Genomic DNA, 22,614 nt, shown 5'->3' on the forward strand with positions numbered 1-22,614 from the left:
AGGACACCTCCATTGCTGGCTGATTTCATTCACGCCAGAGTCTGTAAACCAAAGTGCGAAAAATTCTTGACACTACCACGTCCAGAAGCTGTTTTTGGTTGACTGTTGCTATAAGATTCATACATTTTTCCCCACCAGGTTTAAGATAAGGCCCTGGAGAAACTCCAGGGCCTTTCATCAATATAATTTATATTTTTTATGTGTTACAAAACGGAAAGTAATAGTTAGTCTAGTTTATTTCCCTCCATGCTCTTCTTCCCATTCTTTGTATTTATCGCTACATCTCGGATACGGATTAACCTTACGCCATTTGGATTTTGCAGGAGGATCGAGTTCCGTGCTTCCGCAAAACTCTGAAGAATGAATAATCAGATTGCGGGTGCTCTTGAAACTTTCAATCATCCATTCTCTGGCTTCTCCGAGAGTGGCAAGACGATTCATACTGAACTTCGAATCTTTGAATACACCAGGGGTTACCCACGGAGTCATAACTGCATCGAGCTCTTCTTCCGTCAGATCATCGAGGCGGATTTCAGGTTTTTTGGGGAACCGGATATCATATGCCTTGATGATCTCCCTGTCCTTATCGACGGCCGCCGTAAGATATCCATGATAGCCATACAACATAATGTCGATGACCGCATAGGAATCGCATTTAATTGGTCTCAGGAAGATGCTGAGCGGTTCCTCTTCTGCGGCCTTGCGCAGTTCTTCTTTCGATGTGATCGGAAGATAACCATGGGAATCCGGCGTGATATCTTCATCGGATTTTGCAGATTCTTCTTCACTTAAAGCTAGCATTGATGAAGATGCTTGATTTTCTTTTAATTCGCTTCTCAGTTTCAGGAGAAATTCTCTCATAGGTTCTACAACTGTGGATGAGACAAATTCTTGCATTTGGCTATTAAATTCAGATTGAAGTTCATCTAGGAACTGCTGGGCATCACGTTCAATCTTGGAAACTGCCTCATGACAATTAAACCCGTAACGAATCTGGGACTTTGCAAGTAATTTTGAGAGTCCGGTTTCAAATTCCGAGGGATCATAGCTATCATATTCGATCTCAGATTTGTAATGAGAAATTCCATAGAGGCTGACTTGAGAGGCTAACGTATTATTGATCTGCTTTGCCTTTTCATAAAATTTAGACACTTTTAGATATTGCATCATGCTATCTGCGGTTTTTGATAACCCCCCATTGTACAGAGGTTTAATTAACTTTTTTATGTCCTCCACATGGCATTCAACGTTCCTCTTGAAAGCAGCATAAATGCTCTTATCACTTGAGTATCTAAGTTTTTCATCTATCTTTTTCTGTGTATCATTAATTGCTTTTTCTAACCGCTGTTCTGCTGCCCGTCTACATCTGTCTTTAGTAGGAAACGATTCACTATCGAGAGCGGCACACGCATCACACGCTGAACGATCAACACTAATCCAGGTTGAAACTCGTACTTGGATATGAGCCAGTTGATTTAATTCGTCCTCTAAATCTCTAATTACCGCCATGGTATTTTCTAGCGAGGCAGTTTCTTCATCTTGGATACCCGAGCCTCCATCCGCTGTGTATAACTCTGTTTCTTCCTCAATGGGTATCCCTTCCTGACAACCCTTCCCTGCCGTGGCCGGAGTGGTTTTTGGCATATTTTCTACTTCGCAACCACAAATAACAATTTCGATTTCTTCCAAGTTTTCTGGCAACTTTCCACTAAGGTGTACAACAGGCAAGTTAACACCAATGTAATGTACACCACACTGAGAAACCGGCACACTAAATTTGTCTCCGCATAGGTATATTTTTTTCTGACCTTCATCTAGCAAATCAGCCAGTTCCTCTCGGTCAAATGCTACTAGGTCAATATGATCGATAAACTCCTTTTCGTCCGTATAGGTACGCAACTTCGCCATACGTGCCTGACGCCGCTCAATCTCAGCCAGGTCTACGGAGTGGTCTCTATACTCCACACCGAAAACTTCACAGAACTGTTTCTGAAAGTCGACCGCTGTCTCGTCCAGCGCCTCGACTGCCTCTGCCTCGCTTTCCAGATAACGGTCTTTCAGCCAGGTCAACAGTTTCCCATTTTTGTAATAACCCAGGACTGATTCCAAGTCAAAATGCTCCTGTAGGTCTTCCAATGTACGAGCCTGAGTTCCATCTGCCAGTTCCAGCGGGAATCTGATCTTTTTTGTCATAATAATGCCCCTTTGCGAATAGAGTCAGTCCTTATTTCTTTCTTCCCATTCTTTGTATTTATCGGTACATCTCGGATACGGATTAACTTTACGCCATTTGGATTTTGCAGGAGGATCGAGTTCCGTGCTTCCGCAAAACTCTGAAGAATGAATAATCAAATTGCGGGTACTCTTGAAACTGTCGATCATCCATTCTCTGGCTTCTCCGAGAGTAGCAAGCCGATTCATCATAAATTCACCGCATACTCTCCATGGGGTCATAACTGCATCGAGCTCTTCTTCCGTCAGATCGTCAAGACGGATTTCAGGTTTTCTGGGGAACCGGATATCATATGCCTTGATGATCTCCCTGTCCTTATCGACGGCCGCCGTAAGATATCCATGATAGCCATACAACATAATGTCGATGACCGCATAGGAATCGCATTTAATCGGTCTCAGGAAGATGCTGAGCGGCTCATCTTCTGCAGCCTTACGCAGTTCTTCTTTCGAAGTAATCGGAAGATATCCACGGGAGTCCGGTGTAATATCTTCAGGGCTATTCTCCGTTTCGTCTGTATTTTCATATGTATCTACGATAGCAACTTCTTCCTTCATAACAAACTCTGATTCCGGGAAATTATCAACGTTACAGTTTTTGAATGTGATTCCCATGGCACGTATATCCGCTGGCAATGTACCACTGAGGTGGACAGTTGGATTGGCAATTCCTTTGTAGTGCACACCACACTGAGACACCGGGATATCAAACCGATTCCCGCAAAGATAAATTTCTTTCTGTCCATCGTCCAGCAAGTCAGCCAGTTCTTCCTGATTAAAAGCTACAAAATCAATATGGTCGATAAATTCGACCTCATCCGTGTAGGTACGGAGCTTGGCCAAACGCTCCTGCCGGTGCGCTATTTCTTCTAAATCGACAGAGTCATCCGTGTACTCAACTCCAAATATATTACAGAACCGTTCGAGAAAGGCGGGGTCGGATTCATCCAATACATGGATTGCGTCGGCCTCACTCTCCAGATAACGGTCTTTCAGCCAGGTCAACAGTTTCCCATTTTTGTAATAACCCAGGACTGATTCCAAGTCAAAATGCTCCTGTAGGTCTTCCAATGTACGAGCCTGAGTTCCATCTGCCAGTTCCAGCGGGAATCTGATCTTTTTTGTCATAATCATGCACCTCATGAAAAGAGTTTTTCAATAAGTGGGATTTTTCTCGCAACAGTTTTTGCGCTCTCCCAAACAGCGCGCACAACTTTTTTGGCAGTATTCGTGACCTTCTTGGCCGCTTCATATACCTCCTGCCCAAACTTAGAACCTGCCATATAGCCGATTGTCCCACCAATCACGCCGCCAATAACAGGTCCAACCACAGGGACCCAGCTCAACGCCGCAGCTCCAAGCGTGGCACCGGTGGCTCCCAAGCTCAGACCAAAGACCATAGCGGTGGTGGTACACTTCATCTCCTCCAGTGCTTCACCCATCGTAATTTCGCCTTTTGCCGCTCTGGATAAGATTTTTACATTCTCGACCGCAACACAAGCGATATCGGCAATAGTTCGGATAGGCGTTCCAGGTGGAATCACGCCAATCAAATTTTTCTCAGAGGCTACCTTGATTGCTCCTGCCGCCGCAGCTTTTACGCCGGAGTCTACGCCCGTTTCCAACGCAGTAGAAACTACCTCCTGCGAGTCCATCGGCTCTTGGGAAATCAATTTACCCACTAGATGAAAGCCGGTGGCAATAGCGGCACCCTGCACACCGGCCACTGCCGCCTGCTTTCCCATGTATTTTGCCAGCATTTTGGTATCAAATGAACCCCAATTTACTTGAGGGATCTGCTCATATTTTTGAGCCTTAAACTGGAGCTCTTTCGCTTCGGCTTTGGTGAGCGCTTCCGAATGTACACCAACCTTATCTGTGCCACCGATCTGCGCTACAACCGTTTTTCCGGGGAACGCAGCCTGTACCTGCTCAACCTGCTCCGGGGGCACAAGGAGAGTTTGATTGTTATAATTGCCACGACGGATCATCTGAATCGTGGCCTCTGCATTGGCACCGTACTTACACTGATACTGGTGGACAATGTGGCCACTCTGATCCCGGATGACCACATCAAAGGAGTTTTTGCCATAGGTCTGCCCTGGCCCTGGCACACAGACTTCAGCCCGGAATGGGGAAGAACTGGCCTGCGCAGCTAAATTGAAGGAGTTGACATGATGCTGTTCTGCTAAAAACCCGTCTAAGTTCCATTGCTGATTAACTGTGCCGCTCTGAGTAGTAATAACACGGGCCATCTGTGTATTTGCCTGGGACAGAGCAGTGTCCAACTCCGTGATCTGCTGTCCAAAGGCATGTGTGGACAGCCCAGAGGCCGCTTCTGTCGAGTTTTCCGCAAACCATTCTTCTGTGGTCTTTCCTTTGGCTTTAGCTTCTTTCAGAGAAGTCAAATTTTTGTCATATTGATGGATCTCTTCCAGAGTTTCACGGCTTAGTGCTTGGGCCTGCTCAGGTGTTAGATTGGGTAACTCTTCCTGAAAACGCTGCGTCAACCATGTCTCATCGTCTACTTCTTCTGGCTTTTCTTGATAAGATTTCATAAACCGGCTCAACGCCGCTTTAATGACCTGAGCCTCTCGCTCACTCATTCCCTCCAAATTGAGATCAGAAGGAAAATCACTCGTCTGCATATATTCTTCATCCATGGGGTGTCCGCCTTTCTCTATTTCGACGCATTTTTAAACTTTCTGTTTTGATACTCCTGCTCCATTTTTTTGATGGGTTCTTTCATAATTTCCGAGAGACTATGGGTGTTAGCAATTACCTGTAAAATATCATCCGTTGTCAACCCAGTCTTATTGGCGGCAAAGGCGCTTTCCACGCTCTCCCGAATAACCCCTTCAATATCCGCTCCGCTGTATCCCTCCGTCTTATCCAGCAGTGCGTTAATATTGATCTTGGGCAAATCTTGGTGACGGCGCTTTCGAATGTGGATTTCAAAAATTTTACGCCGCTCCTCCCTTTGAGGCAGTCCAACATAGAAAATTTCATCAAAGCGGCCCTTCCGCATGAGCTCCGGGGGAAGCTTTGTGATATCGTTCGCCGTAGCAACGACAAAGACCGTAGACTTCTTTTCCTGGAGCCAGGTCAAAAAGCTACCAAACAGCCGGGTAGTTACCTCCGCGCCGTTGCTATCACCGCCGATTCCGGCGAAGGCTTTTTCCAGTTCGTCGATCCAAAGCACGCAGGGGGAAATGGCCTCAGCGAGCTGGATAGCTCTGCGCATATTTGCCTCAGACTCGCCTACATATTTTCCCAGCAACCGTCCCATATCCAGACGTAGGAGTGGAATATTGAACAGCTTGGCGGCAGCTTTGGCACTCAGACTTTTGCCGCAGCCCGGAACTCCGGCGATCAGAACGCCTTTGGGAACATCAACACCGAACTGTCCGGCTGCATCCATATTGGACAACACATTAGCTTTGCGCTCTAGCCAGGTTTTTAAGTTCTCCAAGCCGCCAATATCCGAGAGGCTTTCTTTTAAGGGAATCATCTCCAGAAGTCCGGCTTTTTTGATCATCTGCTGCTTCTGGTCAAAGATTAGGGAAACCTGTGCCTTCGTCAGCTCCCCGCTTTCAGAATAGGCCAGTTGTAGGATATTCTGGATTTCAAATTCAGAGAGCCCCTTAAATGCGGTAGCTAATTCTTTTTCCAACGATTCAGAAATCTGAATTTCCTGTACAGCTATGAAATCACGGATGACAGCACGGATTTCCACTACACTCAAGTAATCCATTTCTACAACTGTGATATATTTTTCAAAACTTCTGGGGATGTTCAAGGTAGGAGACAGAAGGAAGATGGTGGCATCTAACTGGCCGGAGTGAATATGCTCCGCAAACTTTTTTAAGCGGGCCATTACACCAGGGTCATCCAGAAAAGTGTCCAGATTGCGAAGGATTAAAATTTGACGTGCAGAGTAGTCCATGCGATCATCCAGAATATCCGCCAGGGAATAGCTGGAAACGTCGTACTTCACCTCGCCGGTTCTGGGATCACAAATACGGTCCGTACCGTCCCACTCCAAAATGGAGATTCCGGAAACTCCCTCTGATGCATGTTGAATCGCTACTTTCGCCTTTTCCTCCTCAAAGGTATGAATGTAAATTACAGGGAAAGCAGCATCCATATAGCTGGAAATTTTCTGTTCAAACTTGGTCATGGTTTAGCACTCCATTCTTGTATATCAAGTATCTACAATGCTGATGTAATCGCCCTGGCTGCGGAGCCACATCTCGATTCCTTTACCAAACACCTCTGCTGCAATAACCCAGCCGGCTTCGTCCTGCTGAATGATCTGTGCGGTTGGAAGACGATCCAGAACAGCCTCAATAGATGGGCCTGTGTAGCGGAATTTGATTTGCTGTAATTTTCCGCCATACATGAACTGAACCCGCTTACGAAACTCCCCTTCCTCAAACCGATCTTTATAGGGGACGCGAAAATGTTCCTCCAAGACGTGAAAAGATTGGATTCGGTCAAGACGGTAGATTGTGGGAAACAGGTCATCCGGATTTTCAAAGAAGTTCTCTCTGTCAATGTTTCGTATAAACGCAGCTAGGTAGAAGTAATACTCAGAAAACAGTAAACCGACTGGCTCAATCACTCGGTGAACCGTCCCGCTTTTGCCTAGCTTCTCATATTCGATTTCCATGACATTCTGCTGCTGAATCGCTAAACCAATCTCCCAAAGTCCGGGCAAAAGATACTTCTGATGATGGGGTTCAACATAGTGATATCGTTCATTTGCAATTAAAGAACCAACCGCTTTTCGATTTTCCGCAGGCACACAACACGCAATGAGCTTATCCAAAATTGGCATCATCTCATCCCGACGCATGGAACGGCTCTCCAATAGTATTTTGCTAACTGCCAAGATCTCACTGTTTGTAAGGCTTTTAGGTACAGAATTAGCCAAACGATAACCTTTTGCTTTCGGATCGTAGATGATTTCCTGCATAAGCATTTGCTCAGTTACAAAAGTCCGTAAATCTTCCATGTCCCGCTGAACACTGCGCTCAGTCACATGGAACTCCTGTGCCAACTGTGACTTGTTCAATATCTCGCCATTAGCTAATCTAGAATAGATAGTAAGTAATCGAACAGACTTTCCATCAGAATTCTCTACCATCCGCTCTATGCCTCCATTTCCTGTTGATCTTTCGTTTACAGTTCCTATTGTAGCAGACAGGGTAGACAGGTATTGTCACTCCCACAAAAAGACCAGAAAAATTTTATCATCCATTTATAGTCTATAAGCTTATATTTTGCATTATAGTGGAGGCTATTGCATTTGTCCATAGAACCATAAGCTATAAGAGTATAAATGATTATCTTTCAGCTTATAGATGGAGGGTACCTATGGACAAAAAGGCATTTAGCGGTCGGCTGCGGCAGGCTAGGAAAGATCATGGTCTGACCAGCGAAAAGCTTTCTGAGCTCTGTAATATCAATGCGACCTACCTGCGGCAGATTGAGGGAGGGACAAAGATTCCGAGCCTTCCTGTCTTTGTCAGCCTCTGTAGTGCTCTGGGTGCTTCTCCAAACTCATTACTGATAGATTCTCTCCCAGGAATTGGCTTGGAGACAAATGATGAATTAGTTGCTCTCTGGCAAGTTGCTACACCCTCCCAGATGAAGGTCATCACTGCTATGCTGACAAGCGAACTCAAGACGCTTCAAGAGGGTCAGGATGAAAATATATAGGCGTGCGGAGTATCTCTCCGCACGCCTATGCTTTTTTAGGTCATTAGAAATATACTTAAACCTTCCGCCGGAATCCGCCACTCACGGCCTACCTTTACCGCAGGAAGTTCCCCGGACTGAATCATTTTACGGATCTGCTGGCGGGTAGTCTTGAGCAGAACGGCGGCTTCCTTCACTGTGAATACCCGGCTCATTCCCAAGGCCCCTTTTTGGAATTGCTGTTATTATAAAGCGGCCTGTCCCAACCTTGTGCTCTCTGCTCTTTATAGATTCCATTATGCAATTTACAGAGTTGCTTTCTCGGGAATCCCCAATTTCCGAACTGATCTTCCACTGGATTGATACCGTATTTTTCGGAATACTGTTGCAGGTCACTCTTCCCCATCTCAAACAGCCTACAAACCTCATCAATGGTGTAGAAGTCCTTCATATTCTTGTAATCAATGTACTTCATGTGAATTGTGTCTCCTTAACGTGATTTAAGAATGGTGATACACAGTAGCATCATAGAAATTGCAACTCACCACTTTTTATATTAATGTTAGTTCATTCAAACTATAATGTGCTATTTCACGTAACTTTTTAGGAAGTTTCTTTGATACCGAGATGTGTTATTCTCGGACAAGCGCATTGAATGACGGAATATTTTCAATGTGGCTACTGTTCTGTAATGTAATAGGATTTATGTTCTGCTTATTAAACTTGGCATATATTTTCTTTAGTTTTTTGTCATTAACATCTGTATAGTAATCCTTTACCTTTTGAGCGGCGCTGTCCAGTGTGGCAGTGTCGCTCACTTTTTTGAGCAGATATAACATTCGTTCTTGTTGTGCTTTCTTCTTAATTTTTGAGACAGCGGATACGGCATCTTCATAGCGCAGATGGATACCGTCACAGGGAAACATCTTATTCAGATAGCCCTGGATGACATTGGTAGCTTCACCAGATGCCTCTTTTAAAAGGGTACTGTTGTACCAAAGTGCTTGGCTACTAAGAGCCCGTTTTAGAGCCGGCCGTGACAACTGTGCTTCCAGCCGCAGAATTGCCGCATCCTCTAACTTCTCTGGACAACGGCCAATCATCTTCAACTGGTCAATCTTGTCATAGCACAGAAGGGACGCCTGCTTGCAACGAATACAGTGCGAGTGTTGATTCGCCTGTTGAGGATTTTTTGCCTTTTTCTCATTGCATTTGAATATATCTACCCGATATTTAGGGATCAGGTGAGATTTTTTCAAAATACGGAGATATTCGTCCACATACTCCTGGCTATCCAAGAAAAGATTACAAGTCAAATCACACCGGCAGATCTGCATATCATCAATACCGCCGGGGACGCAAAGTTCCTCCAGATAGCGGTTACAGCGTTTTTGCAGCTTCTCATAGGACTTCCAGGAGTACTGGTAGAGCTCTGTGGGGTCATCAGAACCTAATACCTGGCAGGGCTCAATTTTGACACTCACCCGGTATATTTGACGTTTTTGGGGGCGATACAGAGTAATTGTGATACCTGGCATCTCTTCGTCCAGGAGAACATAGGACTCGCCGGAATCTCCACCTTTCTTATTGTGGATCAACCGGTCTCTGGCACACATTTGGCCGTATATCGTTTTGAACTGCTTTTTCGTGAGTGGCTGGCTAATTTCATAGGTGTGGACGCCAGCTTGAAAGTCCATCAGAATTTCACTCATTTCTTTGACCTCGCTTTCTGACAAATAGTACATTTACCACAGGAGTGGTCCATCGGGTCTCCGAGAACGGTCAGCATCCGTTGAACCATACAACCGTTCTCGGAATCCGCATACTCTTTCATCTCGTCAAGGGCATTCAGAGAGTAGTCCAGTGCCTTTGATTCTTGGTTCTGTTCGATTATATACCGGTTCATATCATAGTCAGATTTGTTGTAAAGCAGGATACACCTGGCCTTTTCTCCGTCCCGTCCTGCGCGTCCAGCCTGCTGATAGTAGTCGATGATAGATAATGGGAGGTTGTAGTGGATAACCAGGCGCACATCTGCTTTGTTGATACCCATGCCGAACGCAGAAGTCGCTACCATGATACGGCGTTCTCCACGCATAAAGGCTTGTTCATTCCGTTTGCGCTCACCGTTCGGTAGGTTGGAATGGCAAATCGCAGCGTGTTTGGGGTACCACTCCTTTACCAAATCGTAAATGTCCTTGGCGTTTGCCTTGGTATTACAGTAGACGATACAGGAGCCGCTGTCGGATTTCATGTGTTGCTTGAGAAGACTTTTTAACTTTTTTTGGCGTGCATCTTCTGAAACAAAAGAATGGACGGAAAATGTAAGCTTCGGACGATACAGACTAACTACATGCTCTTTTACATGTCTCATATGTAGGAGCTTTTTGATTTCCTTACGGTCTGCAATGGGGGCCGTAGCCGTCATTGCAATAACTTGCGGGCGGTAGTAGAGCTGATCCACAAAAGTACCAATCTTCAGATAGTCCTCACGGAACCCATATCCCCAAGACGTGACGCAGTGACATTCATCTACTACTAGTAGGGATACTGGAATGTTAGACACATCTAGTTTCCACAGCGACTCGGGCGTGGTGTAAAGAATGAGGTAGCCATACTGATCTAATGCATCTTGAATGTCAGATTCAGTCCATAGCCCACAGTCAGAAGCAATAGCACCTACGATGATATTTCGCTGCTCAAGCTGTTCTACCTGGTCGTGGAGGAGAGACAATGTAGGAACTACGACAACGGTTAGTCCTTGTTCGACAAGAGCGAGGACCTGTGGTATAACAGATTTACCATAGGATGTAGGTGCAATCACCAAAAGATCATGACCATCCATCCCATCCTTGATAGCCTTGTACTGATCTTCTTTCAACTCACCTTTGATGCCAAGTGTAATTGTCGCTTGTTTGACTGATTTTTTGAGATCCATAGAAGCACTTCCTTTCGTGATAATCTATATATCTGTTTATAGCCAATCAAAAGATAATAGCGTTTGGTGCTTCTCCAGATAACAAAAGTCAGATAATCACGCCTTTTTATAGTGAAAAGTACGAGGGTATCGTACTTTTCACTATAAAAAGGCGTGATAAAGAACTTTTAGAAAAATTTTGCGTCATAGTCCTCTCCTAAAATTAAATAGGAATCAATGAGAACCTATTCCACAAAATTTTTCTAAAAGCTTCAGTTTGGCTTTTGTTTGAAGTATCTCACTCAATTCTGTAAACTGCGGCCAAAGTCCATATATAGAGAGTTCAGGAAGAAATAGAGAAGAAAATAGGAAAAGAGGTTATATGTATTATGCAAGCGACTACAGAGCTATGATAAATTACTCTCCATTTACGATCCGCTCCTGTGCCAACCTGTACATATCGTTAGAAATCAATCCCGCTTCGAATAGCCGCTGATTAATCTGTAGTTTGATCTCTTTGAGGCAATCCTGCGATAAGGTATGTTTTTCTGATGTAAACATTTTGCGAGCTCCTCTCATCTTTTTTACGGATGTTGAGCTGCAAATCAAAGATGAATTTTGTCCAACTATGGAAAAAACGCCTTAGTCTCAAAACGAGAGACTAAGGCGTTTTCGAGTGCCGTGCTTTTTTCTATTACCGGATTAAATTATTTATCATTCTTAGGAAGCATCTGTCTAAATGCCTGTTTGACTTCGTCCGAAATAGGCAGTTCATCCAGAATCAGCCGACAGGCAAGAATAGTACGCTGCTCTCCACCTTTCGCTGTCCTGCATTTGATATTAGGAGTTTTGTGTAAGTAAGCCGGGTTTCTTTTTCTGATGACAGCTAGAACTTCACCAAAATTGCCGCATTGCGGATACTTTTCTTCAACAATTTTAATCAGTACATCCCTGAAAAATGCAATATTGATTTTTTTCTTATTACTTTCTTCGTCTCTATATTTTCTCACGTAACCCCAAATTTCTGTGCCGTCTGGTTGTTGTGTTGGGTGAACCTGCCCTTTCTTTGTAATTGGATAGAAATGATTCATGTTTTCAGGAGATATAAGTTCTCTTAAAATTTCATCAAACGCAGGGAAGTGGATTACCTGGACTTCTTCCTCAGATTTTGAAGGGCAACACCCAGGTAGCAGGGCCGTCAGCAGTTCTCGCTTCAGATTCTGCACGTCGTCCGGTAAAATGTTACACGAGCTAGAAATAAAATCGACAAAGGAAAGCAGAGCAGACAGGAGGATGCGCTGTTTAAACCGTTCAGTATAGCCAATCTCTTCTCCTTTTTTCGTTATCATGTAGTTGGCCAGGTATTCGCCGGCTTCGACCCAAATATCTGCATAGGAGCGATCCTGTGAGTCATTCGCATGGCTACGCTTGTCAAATGTATTGTTGATAAATGGAATATATTCTGCAATGAGCTTATTAACAGCATCAATATTCCAATCAACCTTTAGTTGATCCAGCATATTTTTTCCATCAAGTTCAACGCAAAGACGCGTATGTTCAAACTTTTTCGCATAGATTACAGCAGTACACCAAGGATTTATAAACAGGAAATTATTTATATCAGATTTTTGGAAAAAACGACCGTCTAGCATAACCGCCGTATCCCGATAAGGTGCGGGCCATTTAAAATCCGTTTCGATTTTTCTTGGGCGAATCCAGGCATTATTGAGTAACTTCTGCTTTCCCTTCACAGGCAATACTGTGGGTGCCTTGATTTTAAACTCGCCATTTTCCTTTTTTGTCGTAGATACCATCAGGCTATGGCAGAGTATTCTCAAAGCATAGATTGCGTCATCCGATCCGCAGTTCCGAATCACTGCACACAAAGCTGCAGAGGCATTAAGTAGCGGGTACATATTAAGAACGTCTTTCTGACGCAAGGCGTTCTTGATAAAATAGCTGGACAGCACGACCGCCAAGAGCTTGACAATAAACACTTTTGCTTTCGGTCCCTTCTCAGGGGAAAACATCTTAGCAAACTCTTTGTAGCACTCGTCAATGTCTAGCTTTGTTTTCTTTTTACCCTTCGATAGATAGCTGGTGCCGTCAATCGGAAGCTTCAGTTGTACACAATCCCTAATTTTAATTTTTTTGCTCTGAGCCAACTCCTCCATCAATATTTTATTATGTTTGTTTGGTTTCATTTCTCTTTTGAAAAAATCAGTACGTTTGCAATCCAAGGAAGGCATGATAGGGTCATATTCTTCAGTTAAGAAAGAACCGATCTGCCCGCCGTCATACTTCCAGTATACAAAATCATACTTTTTCTTCCCCCTCGCTTTTTTCTCCTTCCCTTCCTTCCCCACAACGTATCACTCCTATAAAAATATGTATTTTGATTATAATAATATCAAAATATCAAAAAATCAATATCAAATAGAGAAGGTGAGCCCGTTGCAGCTTACTTTCTGCAACGGGCTCACCTTCTACAGTGCCACAAACCAATTTACATAAAATGTAATCCGTCTTTGTTGACTGAGAACTTCTGCACTTCTGTTTGCTCCATATAATATGGATGCTGGGGGCGCTGGCCTTCAGGCGCACACCGTACCGTCCCCCCTGCCGGACGATCTCCGGCTCCTCCAGCTTGAGTTCATCTGTGCCGGGCACCACAATGCCGTACCCGGTCTCCTTCACCTCCCGCAGGGCGTCCGCCACCTTATCGTACTCCCGTTTGACCCCGGACAGCTCGGTGAGCAGGCCCATCAGGTCGCCGTCGTCGTGGATGGTAAAGCCGGACTGCTGGGAGATGGTGTCGTAGAAGAGCCCTCTGGGCAGCTCCAGGGAGGCCGAGGCCAGACCGGTGCCCAGGCTGATGGTGTTGACCTTGGCGGAGGACACGTTGTCACACTGGCCGATGGCGGAGACTGCCCGCTCCACGTCCCGTATTCGCCGCATCCCCTCTGCCGCCGAGCGGATGGCGGCGTACAGTCCGCTCTTGATGGGGTGCCCGTAGGGCAGCGCATCCACCCAGGACGGCAGAAACAGGTCCAGCTCCTTCACCGGGAACTCGTAGAGCACGCCTTTGATGATGCTGGTGACCGCGTTTTCGTCCAGCTCCAGGCAGTTGACGCAGATGCAGGTGACATCGTACCGGGAGGCCAGGTCGGCCTGGATGGCCCTGGCCCGCTCCGAGCCCGGCTCCGCCGAGTTGAGCACCACCAGGAAGGGCTTTCCCAGCTCCTTCAGCTCGGTGATGACCCGCTCCTCCGCCTCTAAGTAGTCCTCCCGGGGAATGTCGGTGATGGTGCCGTCGGTGGTGACCACAATGCCGATGGTGGAGTGCTCGGCGATGACCTTCCGGGTGCCGATCTCGGCGGCCTCAGACATGGGGATCTCATGGTCGAACCAGGGCGTGGTGACCATGCGGGGCGCTGCGTCCTCCAGAGAGCCCACCGCACCTGGCACCATATATCCCACGCAGTCGATCAGCCGCACGGAGAAGGCGGCCCCGTCCTCCATGGCGATCTCCACCGCCTCCTCGGGGACGAACTTGGGCTCGGCTGTCATGATAGTTCGGCCCGAGCCGCTCTGGGGCAGCTCATCCCTGGCCCGCTCCCGGCGGTAGACGTTCTCGATGTTGGGGATGACCAGGGTCTCCATAAAGCGTTTGATAAAGGTGGATTTTCCCGTCCTGACCGGCCCCACCACGCCGATATAGATATCGCCCTCCGTGCGCAGCGCGATATCCTCATAGATCTTACGGTGTTCCACTTCAACTCCTCCTTGCGGACGATTCAGGCATGGGCGAGCAAGCCTGGCTTTCCCTATATAGGTATGGGGATAAGCCGTGGTTTATGACAGGGAAATCCCGGCCTCCATTTGGGCCTCCGGGCACTGGAAGGCACTGCTGAGCACAGAAAAACGCCCTCTCCGACAGCGCGGAGAGGGCGTACTTTGTCCTGAATGTGGTCAACGCCGCTTGGGAATGAGCAGAAGCCGGCCAGCCAGCTCTGTGCCGCTTTCCAGCTCGTTGGCCTGGAGAATATCATCCATGGTGGTGCGGTAGGCCTTGGCGATGTCCCACAGCCGCTCATGGCTCACCACCCGCAGGACAATGGACGGCGCGTCCTCCCTGGGCTCTGCCTCCCCTACCTGTACATCCGCCACGGCGGAGACCCGCCGGATGCTCTGGGCCAGATAGGCGAAGTCCAGATCGAACCGGACCTCGATCCCGCCGCTGGTGGGGGTGGCGTAGATCTCCCCCGCACACCGGCAGGAGCAGGTACAGGTGCTGCCCTCAGGCAGCTCCAGCTGGCAGGGCACCGTCACCTGCCTGGACACAGCGTAGACCTCGTTGTCCTCGGCGGTATATACCACTGTGAGCATGGCCTCGGCGGTAAGGGTGAGCCGGTCTGCCTCCCTGACCTGGGTCACCTGGCCGATGCTCACCCTGGCATCGGATACCAGCTTGGCCATGGTCCCGGTCTCCATGATTTCCCGGGCAGTCTGCCGGCGGACGCTCCGCTCCAGCAGGCTGTGGAAGGTGCAGGGCTGGAACTCCGGCGTCAGCTCGCAGGAGACACCGTACAGGTCGGTCAGCAGCTCCACGCTCCGACGCTCCCACACCACGGCCTGGGCCAGCAGTCCCATGGACACCGAGATGGTCCGCCCATCCCCCGGGCTCAGGGTGCAGGTCAGGTCCGTCAGGAGGACCTCCAGGTCGCAGTCCGCCTCCTCCCCTGCCCCCGAAACCTCCATGATCTGGGAGAAGGGAAGCTCATAGTCCACGGTACACAGCGCCCCATCTCCGGCCCGATAGCAGAGATGGAGCACCACCTCTCCCTTGAAAATCAGTTTGTTGCCGATGATCTTGGATTCACTGCACACCAGATCAGGGCGGTATTTGAGCAGTTCCTCCGCCTCGGGGCGGCTGCCGGAGATGGTCAGGTCGTCAGAGAATGTAAAAGGTTTCTCCTGTACACAGACTGCGGTGTAAGTATCCTGGGTCTCCTTCAGCTGCTCCACCACCATGCCGGCCTCCCACTCAGCGCCGGAGCACAGACTGTTCTCGCCTTTGGCATACACCCGCAGGTCAATGGCCAGATTGACCCGCACCACCACTTTTCTGGGGTTGACGACTCGGGTGTCGGCCGCCTGTACTCTGGGGACGGCCACCACAGAGCAGCCCGGCGTGATGCCAGGGCCGTCAGCGGTGCAGAAAAACGGAATATTGGCCTCGATGCGGCGCAGTCCGCTCTCCCCTTCCGGCAGGTAGAGCACAGAACAGCGGGCAGTGCCCGTGATCTCCGCCCGTCCCTCCTGGGTCCCCTTGTCCTTGACGCACACCATCCCGGCGGTATCCACAATGCGAAGGATATCGGGGCAGGCGTCCGGGACAATCATCTCCATGGTCTCCTCATGGAACACCGTGGTCTCCAGCACGGCATCATAGCAGCTCAGACTGTTGCGGTTTAATGTCAGCTCCATTGCATTCCACTCCTTGTAGGGGCCTTCCGCCCATTTCATGCTGTGAAATTCTATGTACAAGGGGTGGGCAATATGTCAGCGCAGGCCAAAAATAGCCCTCAGAATACCACGAAACGCCTTTGGGGATCGTACCACAACGATTTTCATCCAAATACCTCCTCACTGTGACCGATGGTTTCGCTGTTCCAGCCGGATGCAGCCCCAGAAGCCCAGGGCAGTGCCGGCAGCCAGCATTAACACGCTTCCGGGAAAGAGCAGTACCGCCGCGCCCAGCGCGCAGGCTGCGGCAGTCTTTACGGCTCGTTTGCTGGGCAGACGCATCAGCGCGCCTCCTTCCTGCGGTGTGTCCGGACAGCGCCGTTCAGACTTTCCAGTCTGCCAGAGCATGCCCAATCCAGTATACGTCCGCAGGGTGGAAGCGGTGCAGAAAAGCGGCCTGGTACAGAAAAACGCAGGAAAGATAGAAGCAGCGGCCAGCTCCTGGGAGCCGGCCGCTGCCGCTGTCTTTCTCTGTGGGTCAATCAAATTGTGGCGCCCAGCTCCCGGAGCATGGCGAGGAACTCCTCCTCTGTCAGCACCGAAATACCCAGATCCTGGGCCTTTTTCAGTTTGGAGCCGGCGGCCTCACCTGCCACCACATAGCTGGTCTTCTTGGACACTGAACTGGACACCTTACCGCCCAGTGCCTCAATCTGTGCGCCTGCCTCGTCACGGGTGAAGTGCTCCAGGGCGCCGGTCAGCACAAAGGTCTTGCCCGAGAGCGCGTCGCCGGTGGGAGCGTCGGTATTCTCCATCACCACGCCGGCCTCCCGCAGCGCCTGAATAAGGTGCTGGCTCTGGGGGCTGTGGAGCCACTCCCAGAGGCTTTTGGCGGTGATGGCGCCCACATCGGGGACGGCGGTAAAGTCCTCCTCGGTGGCGGCCAGCAGGGCATCCATGGTGGAGAAATAGGCGGCCAGAATTTTGCCCGCCTTCTGCCCCACCTGGCGGATACCGAAGGCAAAGAGCAGCCTTGCCAATCCGGCGTTCTTGGAGCGGTCAATGGCGGCGGCCAGATTTTCCGCGCTCTTCTTCCCCATTCGGTCCAGCTGGGCCACAGCCTCCGGTGCCAGATGGTAGAGATCCGCAGGTGTCTTTACCATACCGGCGTTGATGAGGGCCTCCATGACCGCAGGTCCCAGGCCGTCGATGTCCATGGCGTCCCGGGAGGCGAAGTGGGCCAGGTGCCGCAGCAGCTGGGCGGGACATTCCGCGCCGGTGCAACGGACGTGGGCCCCGTCCTCGTCTCTGGCTACCGGCGCGCCGCACACCGGGCAGCGGTCGGGCAGATGGTATGGCACGGTCCCCTCGGGCCGCTTATCCTTCACCACCGAGACGATCTCCGGGATGATCTCGCCCGCCTTCTGGACCAGCACGGTGTCCCCGATACGGATGTCCTTCTCTGTGATGAAATCCTGGTTGTGCAGGGTGGCGTTGGTCACCGTGGTACCTGCAAGGCGGACAGGCTTTACAACCGCCTTGGGCGTAAGGACACCGGTCCGCCCGACCTGGACCACAATGTCCTCTACCACGCTCTCCTTCTGCTCGGGCGGATACTTATAGGCAGCCGCCCAACGGGGGAACTTCGCGGTGGAACCCAGAACTTTTCTGTCTGCAAGGCTATTTAACTTTACAACAGCGCCGTCGATGTCGTATGGAAACGCCTCGCGACCATCGCCAATGGCGGCAATGCGGGCACCGATCTCCTCCATGCTGATGCACAGGGTGCGGGGAATCACCCGGAACTGCTGGCGCTCCAGATAGTCCAGAGTCTCCGTGTGGGTGCGGAACTCCACTCCCTCTGCCTTCTGGATGTTGAAGACCACGATGTCCAGCCGGCGGGCCGCCGCCACCTTGGGGTCCAACTGGCGCAGGGAGCCAGCCGCGGCGTTCCGGGGATTGGCAAAGAGGGCTTCACCTCTGATCTCCCGCTCCTCATTGAGCTGTTCAAAGACCTTCTTGGACATATAGACCTCGCCCCGGACAATGAGGCGGGGAATGGGTTCCGGCAGCCGGAGAGGCAGCGAGCGAATGGTCTTCAGGTTCTCGGTCACGTCCTCCCCCACCCGGCCGTCGCCCCGGGTGGCACCCCGGACAAAGAGGCCGTCCTGATACTCCAGCGCCACGGAGAGGCCGTCCACCTTGGGCTCCACATCAAATTCCACGCCGCCGTCCAGACTCTCCTGAACCCGGCGGACAAAATCTCCCAGCTCCTCCAGGTCAAAGACATCCTGAAGGCTCTCCAGCGGCACCTCGTGGACCACTTCGGCAAAGCCCTCGGCCACCTGTCCCCCTACCCGGCGGGTGGGGGAATCCTCCGTGATCTGGTCGGGGTGGGCCTGCTCCAGCTCCTCCAGGCGGCGGAGCTTGTGGTCAAAGTCGTAGTCGGACATGGTGGGGTTATCCAGCACATAGTACTCGTAGCTGGCCTTATTCAGCTCCGCCCGGAGCAGTGCTATCTCCTGAATCTCGTCCATCGGGGACCTCCACTTGGAATTTTCGGGTAAACTTGGGGACCAGCCGGGCCAGCAGCCTGTAAAGGCCATATCCAGCCAGACCACCCAGGGTGTTGAGGATCAAATCGTTGATATCACTGCTGCGGCCCACAAAAATCTGTATGATCTCAATGAACAGCGAGGCGCCTCCGGCAGCCAGAACGGACCGCCACCACCGGGGCTGCCGCCACAGCAGCGCCGGGAAAAATCCCAGGGGCAGGAACATGACCGCGTTGCCCAACAGCATATAGCGGACCCATTCACTGCCCTCCAACAGCTCCGTCAGGATGGTGACCTGAAGGTACATGCCGTAGCCATGCCAGCCGAACCAGCTCTCCGCTGGCGGATAGCCGTGCATCAGCGCGCCCCAGACCCCCGACGGAAACACAGTCAGGGCAGCCAGTCCGGCGCAGAAGAGCACAAAGACCAGCAGCGCACCCTCCCGCCAGACGCCGCTGGCCAGATTCAGCCGTTCAAGGCGGCGCCGCCGGGTGGGCCGAAGCAGAAAAAAGCCCACGGCGGCCAGCGCCATGCAGGGCAGCATCTCGTAAATATAGTCCCAGGTGATCTCCCAGTACCACAGCAGCGTATTCATTCCGGCACCTCTCTCTTCTGTTTTAATGCCATTCTATCACAGAAAAAAGGGCGGTTTCTTGCGCTTTTCTTACGATTTTATCCGGACTTTATCCGGACTGGCCGGAGAGTGCCAGATAGGTGTCCGGCACCTCGCCCACCAGAACGGTCTCCGCCACGCAGACCTGCGTGCTCACCTGGGTGTCCAGTGGTCCGCCGGGAATCAGCAGAGTCAGGGAGACCGTCAGGTCCAGCATGATCTGGTGGTGGGTCTGGTTGATGCCCGCTGCCGTGAACACGTGCTCAAACGTGGCCTCCGCGCCACCTACCGAGCGAATCCGTACCGGAAGCAGCGGTCCCTTCTCCGCCAGAGCGGAAAAGGGCAGCAGGTTTCCCAGCGGGATGCCCAACATCCCGGTGTCCAGCGTATCGATCTGGGCGACGACTGTGCTGAGCAGCTCCGTCCGCAGACGGTTCATCTCGGCGGAATCGCTGGTAAAGGCGGTGATTCGGCCGCTGCTGTCGGTCCGAAAGGTGATAATATCGTCATAAGCCACCGCCTCCCGGGCCAGGGTTTTGCCGATTTCCATCTCTATCATGCCCGTGACGATGTTTTTTACCCGGCTCTCCGCCATGGCGGCAATGACAGGCCGCGCCTTGCTATCCAGAAAACCGATGAGCACCAGCGCCAGCCCCAGGCCGAGAGCGGCGGACAGGAGAAGCTGGATGCCGCTCCCACGCCGCCTGATGCGCTGCCGGAGCCGCCGGCGTGGCCAGAAATAACGCCGCCATCTCTCCATGCGGGTCACCCCCTATGGAGAGTCTATGCGCGGCCGGGCTCGTCTTAAAACGGGAAATTCAGCCCTCCCGCAGCAGTTCCTCCACGGCCAGCATGACACCGGCTTTGCCGCTCTCATAGGTCAGGCCGCCCTGGAGATAGGCCGTGTAGGGCTCCCGCATGGGGGCGTCACAGGACAGCTCGATGGATGCGCCCTGGATGAAGGCGCCGGCGGCCATGATCACCTGACAGTCGTAGCCGGGCATATCCCAGGGCTCGGGGGTCACGTAGGAGTCCACGGGAGCGCCGAACTGGATGCCCTTGCAGAACCGCTTGAGAGGCTCGGGACTGCCGAAATGGATCATCTGAATGATGTCGTGCCGCACGGCATCGGAGGCGGGCTCCGTCTTGTAACCCAGTAGCTCCATCATGCGGGCAGCGAACACCGCTGTCTTGACCGCCTGGGCTGTGGTATGGGGGGCAAGGAAAAGTCCTTGATAGAGACTGCGGTTGCTGCCCAGAGAGGCGCCGCACTCCCGGCCGATACCGGGGGCGGTAAGGCGCATGGCAGCCCCCTCTACCAGGTCATGCCGCCCGGCGATATATCCGCCCGCAGGGGCCAGACCGCCGCCCGGGTTCTTGATGAGAGAGCCTACCACCAGGTCGGCGCCGGCCTGTGTGGGCTCGATGGTTTCGACAAACTCGCCGTAGCAGTTGTCTACCAGAATAGCGGCATCGGGATTGTTCTCCCGCACCACCGCACACAGCTCACTGATTTCAGCCACCGACAGCGAGGAGCGGGTGGAATAGCCCTTGGACCGCTGGATCAGTACGGCTTTTACCTTGGGATCCCGCACTGCAGCGGCCAGACCTGCCTTGTCAGGCGCATTGTCAAGTAATTCAACTTGACGGTATCCCACGCCGTACTCCATCAGGGAGCCATGCCCCTTGGGCACCACGCCTATGACACCCAGAAGGGTGTCATAGGGCGCTCCGACAGCGGAAACCAGGATATCCCCCGGCTTCAGCGCGCCAAAAAGGGCGCAGGTGATGGCGTGGGTGCCGTTGACGAACTGAACCCGGACCAGCGCGTCCTCCGTACCAAAGATATCGGCGTAGATCTCATCCAGTTTGTCCCGGCCCAGGTCGTCATATCCGTAACCGGTGGTACCGGCAAAATAGCCCTCCGCCACCCGGTGCTTCTGAAATGCGGAGAGGACCTTACGGGTGTTCTCCTCGGCAATGGCGTCAATGCGGTCAAACTGGGGCCGCAGATCAGCCTGGGCCTGGGCCGCCAGAGCGAGAACCTTGTCACTTAACTGTAAAGGCATTGTTTTTTACACATTCCATTCTGTCTGAGTTTTTGCCTATATGGGATAAAAATCAGTCCTTGTGGCCGGCCTCGGCAAAGGCGGCCACAAGTGCGGCGCAGGCCTCCACGTCCCGGCAGTCCACCATCTCGGCAGGCGAGTGTACATAGCGGCAGGGAATGGAAATGCCCCCGCTGGGCACGCCGGAGCGGGTCTGATGGATGGCACCCGCGTCGGTGCCGCCGGCCCGGATCACGTCCATCTGGAAGTTGATCCCCTTCTCCTCCGCCAGCTTCTCCATTGCAGAGACTACCTGGGGGTGGCAGATCACCGAGCCGTCCATCACCTTGATGGCCGCTCCCCCGCCGGTCACGCTGCTGCCGGAGTGCTTGGGATTCATCTCGTCGTCGGCAGGAGTCACATCCACCGCCACGCCGAAATCGGGGTCAATGCCGAAGGCAGCAGTGCGGGCACCCCGGAGACCCAGCTCCTCCTGAACAGTAAAGACGAAGTACAGGTCGTTGTCGCTGTCCTTCAGCTGCTCCAGGGCCATCAGCAGCACCACACAGGAGATGCGGTTGTCCATGTAGGGGGAGATAATGCGGTCTCCGGCGGCAAAGGTAGCCGTGTCATAGACGGCGGTGTCCCCCACCCGGACCATGCGCTTGGCCTCCTCGGCGTCCTTGGCGCCGATGTCCAGATACAGGTCCTCCAGGGTCATGTCCTTGGGCTCCACCTCGTTATCCAGGCAGACCACGCCCCGGACGCCGTTCTTGAAGCGGACAGGGGTGCTCAGCAGGTCAAAGGCGTGCAGTCCGCCCACCTTGCCGAACCGGAGAAAGCCGTGCTCGTCGATGTGGGTGACAACAAAGCCAATGGAGTCCATGTGGGCGGCAAACATGATCTTGGGGCCCTTGCCCTTCTTGCGTACAATCAGGTTGCCCATGGTGTCCCGCTTGATCTTGTCGGCGTAAGGGGCGGCCAGCGCCTCAATAGCATCGGCGATGCCGGACTCATCGCCGGCGGGGCCGTGGCAGGCATCGAGCGCCTGGAGCGTCTTTAGAATATCCATTTTGA

Annotated in this window: 19 protein-coding genes; 1 reads left to right on the plus strand and 18 read right to left on the minus strand. The window is 51.5% G+C overall.

Going from position 1 to position 22,614, the window contains the following annotated elements:
• Nucleotides 1–234 precede the first annotated feature (234 nt).
• From WMO64_RS08370 to WMO64_RS08390, 5 genes are read right to left on the minus strand one after another with little or no spacing between them, the layout of a single operon-like run.
• Complete coding sequence (locus tag WMO64_RS08370; protein WP_349231683.1) at nt 235–2,193, minus strand: hypothetical protein; 1,959 nt, start codon at nt 2,191–2,193, stop codon at nt 235–237.
• A 24-nt stretch (nt 2,194–2,217) separates the two neighbouring features.
• On the minus strand, nt 2,218–3,360 hold the full coding sequence (locus WMO64_RS08375) for a ferredoxin reductase domain-containing protein (protein ID WP_349231684.1): 1,143 nt from the start codon (nt 3,358–3,360) through the stop codon (nt 2,218–2,220).
• An 11-nt stretch (nt 3,361–3,371) separates the two neighbouring features.
• The gene (locus WMO64_RS08380) at nt 3,372–4,895 is read right to left on the minus strand and encodes a hypothetical protein (protein ID WP_349231685.1); all 1,524 of its coding nucleotides are present in this window, start codon (nt 4,893–4,895) and stop codon (nt 3,372–3,374) included.
• 17 nt (nt 4,896–4,912) lie between these two features.
• Complete coding sequence (locus WMO64_RS08385; RefSeq protein WP_349231686.1) at nt 4,913–6,412, minus strand: AAA family ATPase; 1,500 nt, start codon at nt 6,410–6,412, stop codon at nt 4,913–4,915.
• A gap of 24 nt (nt 6,413–6,436) precedes the next feature.
• On the minus strand, nt 6,437–7,381 hold the full coding sequence (locus WMO64_RS08390) for a helix-turn-helix transcriptional regulator (RefSeq protein WP_349231687.1): 945 nt from the start codon (nt 7,379–7,381) through the stop codon (nt 6,437–6,439).
• 230 nt (nt 7,382–7,611) lie between these two features.
• Between WMO64_RS08390 and WMO64_RS08395 the strand changes: the two genes are divergently transcribed.
• Nucleotides 7,612–7,956, plus strand: a complete 345-nt coding sequence (locus WMO64_RS08395; RefSeq protein WP_349231688.1) for a helix-turn-helix domain-containing protein — start codon at nt 7,612–7,614, stop codon at nt 7,954–7,956.
• Between the two features lie 35 nt (nt 7,957–7,991).
• Here WMO64_RS08395 and WMO64_RS08400 read toward each other — a convergent pair whose 3' ends face one another.
• From WMO64_RS08400 to WMO64_RS08460, 13 genes are all read right to left on the minus strand, one after another.
• Nucleotides 7,992–8,150, minus strand: coding sequence for a helix-turn-helix domain-containing protein (locus tag WMO64_RS08400; protein ID WP_349231689.1), 159 nt, complete (start codon nt 8,148–8,150; stop codon nt 7,992–7,994).
• On the minus strand, nt 8,147–8,410 hold the full coding sequence (locus tag WMO64_RS08405) for a hypothetical protein (protein WP_349231690.1): 264 nt from the start codon (nt 8,408–8,410) through the stop codon (nt 8,147–8,149). The genes WMO64_RS08400 and WMO64_RS08405 overlap by 4 nt, the downstream gene beginning before the upstream one ends.
• Nucleotides 8,411–8,567: 157 nt before the next feature.
• Nucleotides 8,568–9,647, minus strand: coding sequence for a hypothetical protein (locus WMO64_RS08410; protein ID WP_349231691.1), 1,080 nt, complete (start codon nt 9,645–9,647; stop codon nt 8,568–8,570).
• Nucleotides 9,644–10,873 carry a RecQ family ATP-dependent DNA helicase gene (locus WMO64_RS08415; protein ID WP_349231692.1) on the minus strand — a complete coding sequence of 410 codons (1,230 nt, stop codon included), beginning with the start codon at nt 10,871–10,873 and terminating at the stop codon, nt 9,644–9,646. The genes WMO64_RS08410 and WMO64_RS08415 overlap by 4 nt, the downstream gene beginning before the upstream one ends.
• 686 nt (nt 10,874–11,559) lie before the next feature.
• Nucleotides 11,560–13,218 carry a hypothetical protein gene (locus WMO64_RS08420; RefSeq protein WP_349231693.1) on the minus strand — a complete coding sequence of 553 codons (1,659 nt, stop codon included), beginning with the start codon at nt 13,216–13,218 and terminating at the stop codon, nt 11,560–11,562.
• A 52-nt stretch (nt 13,219–13,270) separates the two neighbouring features.
• A complete protein-coding gene (gene spoIVA / locus WMO64_RS08425; protein WP_349231694.1) occupies nt 13,271–14,626 on the minus strand; it encodes a stage IV sporulation protein A in 1,356 nt (451 codons plus the stop codon).
• 198 nt (nt 14,627–14,824) lie between these two features.
• Complete coding sequence (locus tag WMO64_RS08430; RefSeq protein ID WP_349231695.1) at nt 14,825–16,342, minus strand: DUF3794 and LysM peptidoglycan-binding domain-containing protein; 1,518 nt, start codon at nt 16,340–16,342, stop codon at nt 14,825–14,827.
• A 159-nt stretch (nt 16,343–16,501) separates the two neighbouring features.
• Nucleotides 16,502–16,663 carry a hypothetical protein gene (locus WMO64_RS08435; protein WP_349231696.1) on the minus strand — a complete coding sequence of 54 codons (162 nt, stop codon included), beginning with the start codon at nt 16,661–16,663 and terminating at the stop codon, nt 16,502–16,504.
• A 200-nt stretch (nt 16,664–16,863) separates the two neighbouring features.
• Nucleotides 16,864–18,858: an NAD-dependent DNA ligase LigA gene (ligA, locus tag WMO64_RS08440; protein WP_349231697.1), complete on the minus strand. Its 1,995-nt coding sequence runs from the start codon at nt 18,856–18,858 to the stop codon at nt 16,864–16,866.
• Nucleotides 18,812–19,471, minus strand: coding sequence for a VanZ family protein (locus WMO64_RS08445; protein ID WP_349231698.1), 660 nt, complete (start codon nt 19,469–19,471; stop codon nt 18,812–18,814). Before WMO64_RS08445 ends, ligA begins: the two co-directional genes overlap by 47 nt.
• An 88-nt stretch (nt 19,472–19,559) precedes the next feature.
• Complete coding sequence (gene yunB, locus WMO64_RS08450) at nt 19,560–20,249, minus strand: sporulation protein YunB (RefSeq protein ID WP_349231699.1); 690 nt, start codon at nt 20,247–20,249, stop codon at nt 19,560–19,562.
• A gap of 58 nt (nt 20,250–20,307) precedes the next feature.
• Entirely contained in the window at nt 20,308–21,558 is a 1,251-nt protein-coding gene (locus WMO64_RS08455) for a methionine gamma-lyase family protein (RefSeq protein ID WP_349231700.1), read from the minus strand.
• A gap of 52 nt (nt 21,559–21,610) precedes the next feature.
• Complete coding sequence (locus WMO64_RS08460; RefSeq protein WP_349231701.1) at nt 21,611–22,609, minus strand: M42 family metallopeptidase; 999 nt, start codon at nt 22,607–22,609, stop codon at nt 21,611–21,613.
• Between the last annotated feature and the right edge of the window lie 5 nt (nt 22,610–22,614).

The organism is Pseudoflavonifractor intestinihominis (assembly GCF_040096055.1).
GTDB lineage: Bacteria > Bacillota > Clostridia > Oscillospirales > Oscillospiraceae > Pseudoflavonifractor > Pseudoflavonifractor intestinihominis.